Raw genomic sequence first — 14,136 nt, 5'->3', positions numbered from 1 at the left:
TATCGGCGGATGAGTGAGGAAAGAATGGTCATGGCCGCCCGCAGACACAAGCGCCCGGTCAGACTGAACTGAACGGTTCGGTTTTAACGAGGGGTGGGGGTATCGGTCAACAGGAAGCGCCCGGCCGACCCGGAGGATGGTCCGGTTATTGTGAACTATACGATCAGGATGTATTCTTTCGGGTATGAATGCGGACCGGCCACAATCGGGCTCTGAGACGTTGCCCGGGGGCGCCGGGCCGACGCCGGCGATGCTGCGCCCGGCCAATGCGTGGCGGGCCCGGCTTCTGGCGGCCGTGGTGGTTCCCTGCCTGGCGGCGCTGACCATCTGGCAGGCGGTAGGCAGCTACCATAAGGAGATCGCCGACGGCGAATACATGGTCCAGGCCCTGGCCCGTGTGTCCGAGGAGCATGTCTCCGGCGTCCTGCGCGGCATCGACCAACTGCTGTCCGAGATGGAGGAGGAGGCTCCCGCTGGGCTGCCGGTGGATCTGGCGCGCTCGCTCGCCTCGGTCGGCAACCGGATGAAGTTCCTTCCCGAGATCCGCAGCGCGGTGTTCATCGGCGCCGACGGCGTGATGGTCGGCGGAACCATGCCGGGCATGGCCGGCACCAATGTGCGGGACCGGGAGTATTTCATGTCCCTGCGGGACGACGCCAAGCGGTCGGTGGCCATCAGCGCGCCGCTGCAGAGCCGGGTGGTGGCCGCCCAGAGCATCGTGGTCGCCCGTCCCATCCGCGACGGCGCCGGCTCTTTGCTGGGGGTGGTGGCCGTCGCTCTGGATCCGAAGATTTTCGAAGACGAGCTGCGGTCCATCCTGCCGGCCGATGGCGGCCGCGCCACCCTGATCCGCGACGACGGCATCATTCTGGCGCGCCTGCCCGACAGCGAGCAATGGCGCGGAAAGTCGGTGGCTCAGGGGCAGGTCATGCGGCGCTTGCAGACTGCGCCGGTGGGGTCCTTCGTCGGCACTTCGGTCACCGATGGCCTCGAACGGGTGCTGGCCTATCGTCGGCTGCCGAACCATCCGCTGGTGATCGCGGTCGGCATGCCCCTGTCCAACGCCCTGGCGTCGTGGCGCCGTGACGTGGCGTTCCAGGGGGGAGGCGCCCTGGTCCTGGCGCTGCTCACCATCGGGCTGGCGGTGATTTCCGACCGGCGTCTGGACGAGCGCCAGCGCATCCAGCAGGCCCTGGCCGCCAGCGAGGCCCGCTACCGCATGCTGACCGAGCATTCGCCGGTGGGGGTGTTCCAGAGCGACGCCCAAGGCACCTGCCTCTACGTCAACGAACGCTGGCTGGAGCTGGCCGGGCGGTCGCGCGACGAGATGCTGGGCGGCAAGTGGTGCGACGTGGTCCATCCCGACGACCGCAAGGCGGTGGGCGACCTGTGGCGGCGCCATGTGAACGGCGAGGGGGAGTTCCTGGCCGAGATGCGCCTGGTGCGCGGCGACGGCTCCATTCGCTGGGTGCGCGGCCATGCCGCCGCGCTGTCGGTCGAGGCGGGGCCGTCCGGCGGGCTGGTCGGCACCATCGAGGACATCACGGCGGCCAAGCAGGCCGAGCGGCGGCTGGAACTGTCGGAGGAGAAGTTCGCCAAGGCTTTCCGGGCCAGTCCAGACGCCCTGGTCATCTCGGGAGCCCGCGACGGGCGCTATATCGAACTGAACGACGCCTTTTCCGCCATGCTGGGGTATTCCCGCGACGAGTTCATGGGCCGCACCGCCCTGGACCTGGGCGTCTGGGCCCGGCCCGAGGACCGCGTCCGGCTGCTGCGGCTGATCCGTCGCGACGGCCAGGTCTCCGAGTTCGAGACCCGGCTGCGGCGCAAGGACGGCAGCGTGATCGACGTTCTGGTCTCGGTGCAGGAGGTGGTCCTCGACGATCTCGACTGCCTGCTGTTCATCTGCCGCGACGTCAGCGTCGCCAAGGTGATGGAGGCCCGCACCCAGGATCTGCTGGCCCGGCTCGACGCCTCCAACAAGGAGCTGGAGCAGTTCGCCTACGTCACCTCCCACGACCTGCAGGAGCCGCTGCGCATGATCGCCGGCTATGCCCAGCTGATCGAGCGGCGCTATCGCGGCCGGCTGGATTCCGACGCCGACGAGTTCATCGACTTCCTGGTGGACGGGGCCAAGCGCATGCAGGCCATGATCCACGACCTGCTGGAATATTCCCGCGTCGAGCGGCTGGGCGGCAAGTTCAGCCGGTTTTCCATGGAAGAGGTGCTGGCGGACGCGCGCAGCAACCTGGGAGCGGCACTGGCCGAGGCGGAGGGGCGGCTCGAGGTCGGCCCCATGCCCATGGTCTCCGCCGACCGCTCGCAGATGCTGCGGCTGCTGCAGAACCTGATCGGCAACGCGCTCAAATACCGCTCGCCCGACCGCCCACCCGAGGTCCAGGTCTCGGCCGAGGAGGGGGCGGACGAATGGACATTCACCGTCCGGGATAACGGCATCGGTATCGATCCGGCCTATTTCGACCGTATTTTCCTGGTGTTCCAGCGCCTTCACACCCGCGAGCATTACGAAGGCACCGGCATCGGGCTGGCCATCTGCAAGAAGATCGTCGAGCGCCACGGCGGGCGTATCCGGGTGGAATCAACCCCCGGTGCGGGAAGCGCCTTCATCTTCACGATTCGCAAAACCTAGGGTTGCGAAGCGACTCGGCCACGTCGTCTGTCATATCCGGAAAGGCTTGGTTCTCCCTCTTGCCGGGGGAGAGTCAGGCTTGTGGCTGTGACCGAGGATAAAGTTGCATCTTCGTGTGATGGTTGATGTTGTTTTATACGATATCAAAGATAAACAATACGATCATGGCTTTCTTTCGCCCCTATTTTTACTGTAGTTCTTGCGGGCGCCAGCTGCTTTTTGCTTATACTCGCGCAGACTGATGCCGGTTGAACTCTGATAAATAAAGAGAGTAACTGGCTCGGGTGAATGCTGTATATTGACCTTTTCTCGCAATCCATCGTATGATGCAGAGTGGTGCGGAGTGGCTGTCGCGCGCCGGGGATGGCGCGCGGGCTGGTGATGGTGAGAAGAGGGTGGCATGGCGCCAAGGGATGCAGCGACGGATGCGGTCGGCACGGTTCAGACTCTGAACGGTGCCGCCGAGGTCCGGCGTGCCGACGGAACGGTTCAGACCCTGACCAAGGGTGACCCCATCTTCGAGGGTGACACGCTCATCACCAAGGCCGGCGGCGCCGTCGGCGTGGTGTTCAGTGACGGCACCACCATGTCGCTGGGCGAGAAGGGCAAGATGGTCATCGACAAGATGACCTTCGATCCCGACGGCAAGACCGGCGAGGGCGTGCTGAACGTCCAGTCGGGCAGCTTCGCCCTGGTGTCCGGCCAGCTCGCCAAGTCCGCTCCCGATGCCCTGTCCCTGAAGACCCCGACCATGACCGTGGGCATCCGCGGCACCGGCCTGGTGGGCAACGGCCAGACCGTCGCCATGATGCAGGAAAAGGGCGACGTCACCGGCGAAGTCTTCATCACCACCAATTCCGGCCAGTCCATCACCCTGAACGCCCCCGGCCAGGCCGCCAGCCTGTCGCCCACCGGGCAGCTGACCCAGACCACCCTGTCGCCGCAGCAGGTGATGCAACTGGGCGGCACCGCGTCGTTCAGCCTGCCCAACGCCCAGAATCTGCTGTCCAACAGCTACAGCCAGGCCGCCTCCCAGGTCCAGCAGCAATTCCAGCAGGAGCAGCAACAGCAGCAACAGCAGCAGGAGCAGGGGGTCAAGCCTCCGCCTCCGCCGCCCCCCTCGCTGGAGCCGGCACCGCTTCCGCCGCCGCCCAAACCCATTCCCATCGGAAGCGGCTTCATCTTCGTTCCGCCGCCTCCTCCGCCGCCACCCATCCCCGAGAGAGGGCGGCGGGAGGACATCATCGTCGTCATCGAGAAACGTGAGGATACGGCCAAGCAGGCGGCCATTCTGCGTATGCAGGAATTGATCGATTCCGCCCGGAGGCTGAAGGACATCGCGGTTGCCGCCCAGGCCAGCGTGGAAGCTCTCTATTCCGAGCAGCAGTTGGCGGTGCTGACCGACAGCTATGACGGCTATCCCAGCCTGACGGCCAAGGTGGCGGCTCTCGACGCCCAGATCGATGCGCTGAAGGTCATCGCCGACGCGGCCATGGCGCAAATCGCCGTCATTTCCGCCGAGGCCGACGCCTTGGCGGTCAAATATCCCGACGTGCCGGTGATCGTGAACGGCGCCACGGAAATCGCCGGTTACGAGGGGCAGACCCTGACCGCCGCCGCCATCGTTGCCGCCGCCGCCCAGCAATCCCAGGAGATCGTCGACGATCCCAATTCGGTGCTCACCGACCTTCTGGCCCAGTGGAAAACCGGGGCGGCGGCCGATGCCGAGGCCGCGCGCGAGGACGCGCGCGAGACGGCCGAGCTTCAGGTCGCCACCGATCAGGCGATCCTGGCCCAGCGTCTCGAGGCAATCTCGGATCTTCGCGGCGAACTGGTTCCGCTGCTCTCCTCCTATCAGACCGAGGTTGCCGAACTGGCGGCCCTGGAAACGGCGCTGGACACCGCCCTTTACGCCAAGACCAACGCCGCCCATGCGGTGGCGGCCTGGGGCGCCGATTTCCGTACCGGCCTGTCGGGCGCGGCGTCGGACATGAGTTCGGCGGCCTCCGCCGCCGCCGGCTCGCCCCGCGATACCCTGATCGCCGCCGCGCAGGCCAAGATCGATGCCGCCCAGGCCCTGGCCCAGGCCGGGCACGATCTGGCGGTGGTCAATTACTACAACACCCTCAATCCCGTCAGCGCGCTGGATTCCGCCACCGTCGCCGCCTTTGTCGCGGGTGGTTCCGCCGCCGCCACCCTGGTTGCCGTCAAGGCGGCGGTGGCATCGGCCGACGCCCATTCCACCGCCTATTATTTCGGCCAGGCGGTGGTGCGCTATTACAATTCGCTCGCCACCACCACCGATCATCTGGCCACCGATCTGGCCACGGTGAAGGCCTTCGTCGCCAACGCGGCCAACGCGGCGGTGGTCCAGGCGGCCTTTGCCGGCGACGCGGCCGCCGGCTATTGGGCGGTCGTCTACTACAACGACACCCACCCGGCGGTGGCCACGGATTCCGCCTCGGTCAGCGCCTGGATCGCCGGGCACGCGGCCTTCGTCACCACCGCCGAGGGTGCCGACCTGGCGACCCAGTCCTGGAAGGTTGCGCAGCAGGTGGCCGACGCCGCCGAGGCGGCGCTCACCGGTCTCGACCATGCCGATGCCACGGCGGTGTCTTCCGCCGCCACGGTGGTGGACCAGGCATCGGATGCGGCGGTCAGCCTGCAAAGCTATTACAGCGATATCGCCGCGGTGCGCGATTCGTCCTACACCACGGCCCTGGCCAGCGCCAACACCCAGCTCACCGTCACCCTGACGGCCGAACTGGCTTATATCCAGAAGGAAGACGATATCGCCGACGCCCAGGCGGCGGCGGGGGTGCAACTGGCCACCACGCTCGGCCACATGGATGATCTGGGCGAGGCCAAGGCGGCCGAGGCCAGCGCCGAATGGCGGTTGGGCGCCGCCGAGACCGCGGCGACCGTCTATTATCTGGACCAGGTGTCCGACGCCCTGGACCTGGTCAACACCCATGTGGCCACGGTGCTGAGCAAGGCGGGAACCTCGGGGACCGCCAGTCATGACGGCAACGGCGATCCCCTGGATGCCTCCACCGCCGCCGCCGACGCCATCGCGGCCGGTGACGGCGCCTTTGCCGCCTGGGGCGCCAATGTCAACTACTCCTTCATCAATCCGGCTCTGACCGGGGCGGCGCTCATCGATCCGTCCAACAAGACGGCGACCTATCTCGGCTATCACGACGCCGCCTCCGAGGCGGTCATCCTGGCCCTGCAATACGATGCCGCCGCCGGCTCCGCCCTGGCCCAGGCGCAGGCCGCCCTCGTCCAGCTCCAGACGGCGATCGCCGACGCGACCACCTACAACGTCTATTCCGCCTCCATGGCCGCCAGCCTGACGGCCGCCCAGTCGGCGGTGGCCAGCGCCACCCAGGCCAAGGCCTCGGCCCATCAATCCTATGTGGCCGCCCAGGCGGCCCTGGCCTTGGTGGTCGCCACCGATCCGCTGCCGGCCGATCAGGTCAATGCCCTGAACGGCGCCCTGACCAGTCAGGAAGCCCAGGCCAACACCGTGGCCATGGCCAAGATCAAGCAGGAGGCCGCCGACGGCGCCAGCCAGGCCACCGCCAAGCTGCAGCAGGCCGAGAACGCCCTGGCCCAGGCGCTCAACGCCAAGACCAAGTTCGACGACTACGCCGCCGATGACGCGGCCAACGTCAATCTGCTCAACGCGGCCTATGCCGACGCGCTGGCGGCACGCAACGACGCCGCCACCGCCGCCACCGCAGCAATTGCCGCCAATGCTGTCGCTCAGGCCGCCGCCAGCATTCCCGATGCCAAGGTGGCGCTGGGCAACGTGGCGACGGCGCTCGCCACCGCCACCACCAAGGCGGCCCTGACCCAGACCAAGGCCGACGCCGCCGACGCGGCGGCCGTGGCCGTGGCCCAGACGGTGGCGTCCGCCGCCGTCACCGCCGCCTCGGGATTTGTTGCCACCGGCAATACCGAGGCGGGCGAATCCACCACCCACCTGGCCGCGGCCAATGCGGCGCTGGCCGCCATGAGCCTTGCGTCCAACGCGACCACCGCGGTGAACGCCGCGGTCGCCGACACCCTGGCCGACAAGGCGGCCGCCCAGGCGGCGCAGACCAACGCCCTGGCCAAGCTGGCCCTCGTCGCCACCATATCGGCCGATGCCAACAGCCTGGGCGACACCGTGTCCAGTCAGGCCCAGGCGATCGCGACGCAGAAGGGCGTCATCGAGGGCCATGTGGCCTCCCTGAACAAGGCGGTGGAGACCGCCTCGTCCAACGCCACCCAGGCGCAATACGTGGCCGTCGGCGCGGCGGCCAAGCATGACGCCCTGGTCTCCGCCCAGGCCGCCGCCGAGGCCGCCGCCACCGCCGCCGCCACCGCCGCCGCCCAGGCCGCCGCCGCCATCGCCGCCAAGCAGGCGGAGCGTGCCGCCGCCGAGGCCCAGGCCGAAACCACCGCCGCCGCCATGCGCGACGATACCCAAACGGCCGCCGGCAATTCCGCCCTGCTCAGCTACAATGCCGGCACCCAGACCGGCCTGGACACCGCCGCCAAGACCTACACGGCGGCCAACGTGGTGCAGACCAGCATCACCGTCACCGACGCGGTGACCGCCGAGATTCAGACCTATCTGGATTTCTGGGCCGGCAATCTGACCAAGGTCGCCACCGGCGCCGCCCAGGCCAAGGCCTATGCCGATCTGGCCCAGGCCAAGTTCGACGCCGCCGTGCTGGCGGGAACGGGCTATCAGCAGGCCGCCGACGAGATCGCCTCGGCCGCCACCTACCTCACCACCGCCAAGAGCGCCGCCGCCGCCGCCGCCGCCCTGGCCACCACCGCCGCCGACTATGCCACCGCCGCCGATTCCTGGCGGGCCGGCACCCTGATCAGCAACCGCATCAACGCCGACGCCGCCACCACCACGGCCACCACGGCGTGGAACGCCGCCAAGACCGCTTATGACACCGCCTATTCCGAGGCCGCCGACGCCCGTTCCGAAGCAGATAGCGCGTCCATCGCCAAGGCGTCGGCGGACGCCGCGCTGACCTCGCAACAGGGCTCGCTGCACACCGCCCTTTACAAGCTGCTGGATTCGCTGGGCCAGACCCCGGCCTCCGAGGCGCTGGCCGATCTGGTGACCAAGGTCAACGCCTATGCCGGGACCGCGCTCGCCTCCTCGGCCACCGAGGCGCAGATTTCCGCCGCCATCACCGCCAAGTGGGACGCGACTCCCGGCGATCTGGTGCAGACCGCCTGGCACGACGCCTACGATTCCGCCTACAACGCCTATGTCAACGCCGCCACCTCGGCGGCCGAGGCCGATGCCGCCGCCACCGCCGCCGAAAGCCGCGCCGACAGCCTGCAGGAATTGCTGGACGCCGCTTCGGCCGCCTTCACCCTGGCCCAGAACAACCTGTCGTCGGCCGCCGCCGCCGAGACCTCGGCCGAGACGCTGGAGATCGCCGGCGAGCAGGTGGCCGAGCGCCAGGCCGATGCCCTGCTGGATGACGCGCGGGGCGATTCCGCCACCTATCTCGCCACCGCCACCACCGAGGCCGCCGAGGCCGCCGCCCACGCCGCCACCGTGGCCGCAAGGGCCGCCGACGCCGCCACCGCCTTCGGCAATTCCGACACCGCGGCGCTGAACACCGCCATCAGCGAGGCAACGTCGGCCCGCACCCTGGCGGTCGCCGACGACGAAGCCGCCGCCGCCGCCGTCACCGCCGCCGATCTGGCCCTGGCCGACGCGCTGACCGCCTATACTCTGGCCAGCACCACCATCGCCAACCTGGCCAACGCCCAGGCCCAGGCCAAGAGCGCCTGGGAACAGGCCCTGGCCCAGGCCCAGGCCGATTACGCCGAGGTGGTGGCGTTCAACGCGGAAATCCACCGCCTGGCCGATCTGGCCCACGCGCGCCGCCTGTCCGCCGACAACGCCTACGCCCAGGTGGAGGCGGTGCAGGAGCAGCTGGCCGCCGCCAACGCCGCCGATACCGCCGCCGCCCAGGCCGCCGCCCTGGCGGCGCTCAACAAGGCCAATACCGCCGACACCGATGCCGGGACCGCCTTTACCAAGGCGCAGCAGGCCGCCGACCTGATCGACGGCACCGCCAATGACGGCGCCGGCGTCACCGATGTCCGCACGAAGTTCGACACCGCCTATACCGACGCCACCGGCCGCGTCACGACCCTGACCACCGCCATCAACAATGCCATCACCACCCTGGCCGGCATCAGCGGGTTGGACAAGACGGCGGCCAACGCCGCCATCACGGCGGCTCAGAACGCCATCACCACCGCCAACACCGCCCTGTCGGGCCTGACCGCCCAGGCCAATACCGCCTTGACCCAGGCGGATGCCGCCGCCCTGGCGGCCCAGACCGCCGACACCAATGCCGGGACCCAGGCGGGGCTGGCTTCGACCGCCAAGACCAACGCCGACGGCGCCGCCGACGTCAATGCCGCCAAGACCGCCGCCGCCGCCGCCGCCGCCGCCGCCAAGCTGGCCGCCGATTACGCCGCCACCGCCCAGTCCGAGGCGGCCATCGCCGCTTCCAAGGTGTCGCTGGTGGCCAATCTGCAATCCCAGGCCGGCACCGCCGTGTCCGGTCTGGCCGACAAGGTCACCGCCGCCGTCAATCAGGTCACCATCCTGTCGGCCCGCTCCGAGGCCACCGCGTCGCATGCCGCCGCCACCACCAATCGCGGCGATGCGCTGACCGACAAGGACGCCATCGTCGCCGCCATCGGCACGTCGGGGAATGCGGCCACCGAGGCGGGCAAGCTGGCGGCGCTGACCACGCTGTACAACACCTGGGTGGTGGGGCAGACCGCCGCCAATTCCGCCGATGCCTATACCCGCGCCCAGATCGAGGCCGCCTACAAGACGGCGACCCAGGCCGACACCGTGATTCAGGCCGCCAAGACCAAGGCGCTGGATCTGTTCGATGCCACGGGATCGGTCAAGGACGTGGAAGGCCAGCTGGCGGCCGCCGCCACCGCCAAGGCCGCCGCCCTGGCCGCCGTGGATGCCCAGGATGCCCTGAAGGCCGCCGCCGACGCCAAGGCCGCCGCCGATCTGGTGGCCCAGTACAAGACTCTGATCGCCAGCGCCAAGGCGACGGTGGATGCCAATGTGGGCATCATCACCGCCCAGCTGACCAACGCCCAGACCTACGACACGGCGCTCACCGCCGCGACCAGCGCCAAGGGCTTCGCCACCACGGCGGCCACCGCCGCCGCCACCGCCGCCGCCCAGGAACTGATCGCGGTGACCAAGGCGGCGCTGGCCAAGACCGAGGCGGCCGCCGCCGCCGCCGATGCCGCCGCCGCCGCCAACGCCATCATCGCCAATCCCAGCGCCGACATTTCGGCCCTGATCGCTTCCGCCGCCGCCCACGCCGCCTCCGCCCATCAGGCCTCGGTGGACGCCGCCGCCGCGGCCGCCCTGACCGAGACCGCCAAGACCACCGCCACCAACGCCTACAATTCGGCGGTGACCGCCGCCGCCGGCCAGGGCGCCGGGTCGGCCGCCCAGGGCTACGTGACCAAGGCGGAGACCTCGAAGAACGCGGCCATCGCCTCCGATACCGCCGCCGATGCCGCCGCCACCGCCGCGTCGGGCGCCGACACCAAGGCCGCCGACGCCTCCGCCGCCGCCGCCCAGGCCGCCACCGACGCCACCGCCGCCCTGGTCAAGGCCATCGACGCCATCGAGGGCGAAATCGTCTCCCAGGCCGCCAAGGCCGAGGCGAACAAGACGCTGGCCAACGCCCAATACGTTGCCGCCCGCGATGCCTACGACGACAGCAACGCCGGCACCACCACCGATATCCATGGCCGCCTGACCACCGTCATCGGCAACATGCAGACCTGGTACAACGACCATCTGAGCGTGTTGGGCACCGCGACGCTGGCGACGCTGTCCACCCTGATCACCAAGGCCGGCGACCTGGATGCCCTGGCCTCCGCCAAGGTGACCGCCGCCAACACCGCCGCCGGCCTGGTGACCGGCGCCGATTCCGCCATCGACCAGAACGTCACCGACATCGGCGTGCTGTCGGGCAGTGCCACGCCGGTCTCGGCCGATTACACCTCCGCCCTGGCCGAGCGCACCGATACCACCGCCAAGATCGCCATCTCGGAGAACCAGACCGCCATCGCCAAGGCGGCGGCTCAGGCGGTGCTGCAGATCCAGTCCAACGTGGGCGCCATCGAGACCGGCTTCACCAATTTCAAGAGCCAGGTCGGCGAGACCATCAAGACGCTCAACGCCAACGCGGTGAAGACGGCCGAGACCAACGCGGCGGCCGTGGCCGTGGCCGATACCGGCACGGTGAACGAGAATATCGGCACCACCGTCAATTCGGTGACCGTCAACGTTCTGGCCAATGACCGGCATTTCGACGGCAGCGCCTTCGATTCCAACACCGCCCTGGTGAACGACAGCGTGGTGATCTCGGCGGTGGGCGGTGCCCTCAACGGGTCCGTGGTGCTGGTGGGCGACACCATCGTCTATACGCCCAACAAGTATTTCTCGGGCACCGAGACCATCACCTACACCCTGACCGACACCGCCATCCTGAACGTCGCCCAGACCAAGGTGGAGAATACCGATCCGGCCTCGCTGACCGTCAGCCGCGTCTTCACCGCCACCGGCACGCTGACCATCACCGTCAACCACGTCAACGTGGCGCCCACCGTCTCGGCCATCACCGTGGCGGGCATGGAAAACACCTCGGGCAACCAGACCGTGGCGCTGTCGGCCAGCACCTTCACCAACGCCTATACCGATCTCAATTCCCAGGCGCTGTCCAAGATCCAGATCACCGGGCTGACCAGCCACGGCACCTTGCTGCTGAACGGCACGGCGGTGACGCTCAACCAGGAGATCAGCGCGGCCCAGCTTGGCAACCTGACCTATCGCGGCAACCGCTATTTCAACGGCAACGACACCTTCCAGTGGAAGGCGTCCGACGGCGAGGCCTATTCCGCCCAGGCGGCCACCGCCACCATCAGCCTCAAGGCGGTGGCCACCGCGCCGACCGTGACCACCACCGCCGCCACGGGGACGGAATACACCACCAGCGTGTCGCAGATTCCGCTGTCCATCAGCGTGACCGACGCCGACACCAGCGACACCATTTCGTCCATCGTCATCACCGGGGTTCCCACCGGCGCCAGCCTGTCGGCGGGCACCATGACCGGTGACGGAACCTGGAGCCTGTCGTCGGCGCAGCTGACCAATCTCAAGCTGCTTCCCGCCCAGTATTTCAACGGCGGCATCGACCTGACGGTCACGGCGACCTCGGCCGACCAGGGGGTCACCAACAAGACCATCAAGACCCTGCACATCGACGTGGCCCCGGCCATCACCGCGCCGAATCCCACCCTGATCAGCTCCTCGGATTCCGAGGACATCACCGGCGCCGCCCACACCTACTCCCTCGGGATCAGCAATCCCAAGCCGGACACATCCGATTCATTCAGCCTGATCAAGCTCACCGGCGTTCCCACCGGGACCACGCTGTCGCTGGGCACCACGGCGCTCTCGGCCGTCAACGGCACCTATACCCTGTCGTCGTCGGACAATCTCGAGAACCTGAAGCTGACCACGCCGGCCTATTTCAGCGGGACGGTCAATCTCAGCGTCTCGGTTCAGGTCAATGACGGCTCGCTCAGCCAGACCTTCACCAACGTCCTGCCCTTCGTCATCGCGGCGCACGCCAACCAGGCTCCGGTGCTGACCGCCGGTACCGCCTCGTTCGCCACCGGCGAAGACACGCCGCTGACCCTGAGCGGCCTGTCCATCGCCGATTCCGACGCCCTGGGCAGTGCCCAGGAGCGGGTCAGCCTGTCGGTGACCAACGGCAAGCTGACCCTGGGCTCGCTCACCGGGCTGACCTTCAGCGTCGGCGACGGCACCAGCGACACCTCCATGGTGTTCACCGGCACCCAGGCGGCCATCAATTCGGCCCTGGCCGGCCTCAGCTACACCAACAATTCCGCCTGGTTCGGCACCGACACCCTCAGCGTCGGAATCAACGACCTGGGCAATTACGGCACCGGCGGCAGCAAGACCACGTCGGGCAGCTTCGCCATCGATGTCAGCCACGTCAACCACGCGCCGACCATCACCAGCGCCGGCGCGCTGGCTGCCGACAACCTGGTGGGCGGCACGGGAACGGTGACGGCCTCCGATAAGGACGTCCTGGCCGCCGACACGCTCAGCTACTACATCTGGAACGGCGCCAACACCCTCGTTTCGACCATGACCGACGGCGGCATGGGCACGGTCTCCATCAATCCCACCACCGGCGTCTACACCTATTTTCCCGGCCCCACCAATGTGACCCATTCGGTGGATCCGGTGTACAGCTATACCGACACCTTCCAGGTGGTCGCCGTCGACAGTGCCGGCGGCACCTCCAGTGTCCAGACCGTCTCGGTGACGGTGACCTATCCCGGCACCGGCTCGGCGGCCGACGAGACCTTCTACGCCGGCAGCGGCGACGATACCATTATCGGTGGCGGCGGCACGGATACCGTGATCTTCGCCGTCAGCGTGCCGACGGTGTCGGCCACCATTTCCGCCAATGCCGGCGGGACCATCACGGTGGCGAGCACCAATGGGGGGACCGATTCCCTGGTGGGCGTCACCACCTTGGGCTTCAGCTCCGGTGGCCAGCCGGTGACGGTGAGCGGCGCCGCCGACAACCAGACCCTGACCACGGGCGTCGGCGGCGACACCATCAATCTCGGCTCGGGCTTCAAGGGCATCAGCCTGGGCGACGGCGACGACACCCTGACGGTGTCCGGCACCGATATCGGCGCCATGAGTCTGGTCAGCGGCGGGACGGGGTCCGACACCCTGAAGCTGTCGTCGACTCCGACCAGCGTCGCGGACACCACCTTCGCCGGCATCACCGGCTTCGAGACCCTGACGCTGGGCACCAGCGCGGCGGCCACCGCCCTGTCGCTGGGCACCACGGCCCAGACCATCGGCCTGCAGGTGATCGACGCCTCGGCCCTGTCCGGCACCGTCACCGAGACGGTGGCGTCCGGCCTGACGGGGAATTTCACCATCAAGGGCGGTTCGGGCGCCGACACCTATGTGGCGCCGGCCAGCGGTTCGGGCACCATCACCATCATCGACACCGCGGGCGTCAACGTGCTGGACGGCTCGCCGGTGGGCGACGGAGGGTTGCGGGGCGCCCGGCAGGTGGGCAACGACCTGGTCATCGACATGAGCGGCGCGTCCGGCGGCGGCCAAGTGGTGGTCAAGGACCAGTTCGCCGGAGCCGGCATCCACCACATCCATACGGGTTCGACCCATTCGCCCACCGTCACCGTGGCGACGACGCTTTCGGGCGGCACGCTGACCGGCACCGCCGGCGACGACATCTTCGCCTTCAATGCCGCCGTGACCACCATGATCAGCGGCGGCGGCGAGGACGTGTTCTTCGCCGGCGGCGCCAATCAGACCATCTTCG

Annotated in this window: 2 protein-coding genes (1 of these 2 cut by a window edge); both read left to right on the top strand. The window is 68.5% G+C overall.

Annotated elements, in window-relative coordinates:
* The first annotated feature begins 250 nt into the window (after positions 1–250).
* Positions 251–2,650, top strand: a complete 2,400-nt coding sequence (locus tag ACV4UZ_RS13710; RefSeq protein WP_491601367.1) for a PAS domain S-box protein — start codon at positions 251–253, stop codon at positions 2,648–2,650.
* Positions 2,651–3,050: 400 nt separating this feature from the next.
* Positions 3,051–14,136, top strand: the 5' portion of a protein-coding gene (locus ACV4UZ_RS13705; protein WP_491601366.1) for a LamG-like jellyroll fold domain-containing protein. It continues 25,067 nt past the right edge of the window; only the first 11,086 of its 36,153 coding nucleotides appear in the window; its start codon is at positions 3,051–3,053; its stop codon lies off the right edge, out of view.

This window comes from Paramagnetospirillum sp. (assembly GCF_058402745.1).
The sequence above is the reverse complement of the archived record's forward strand: the minus strand, read 5'-3'. Positions and strand labels throughout refer to the sequence as shown.

Excerpts from the sequence above, each read along its gene's own strand:
- ACV4UZ_RS13710 (WP_491601367.1), top strand. The coding sequence starts at position 251 with ATGCTGCGCCCGGCCAATGCGTGGCGGGCCCGGCTTCTGGCGGCCGTG.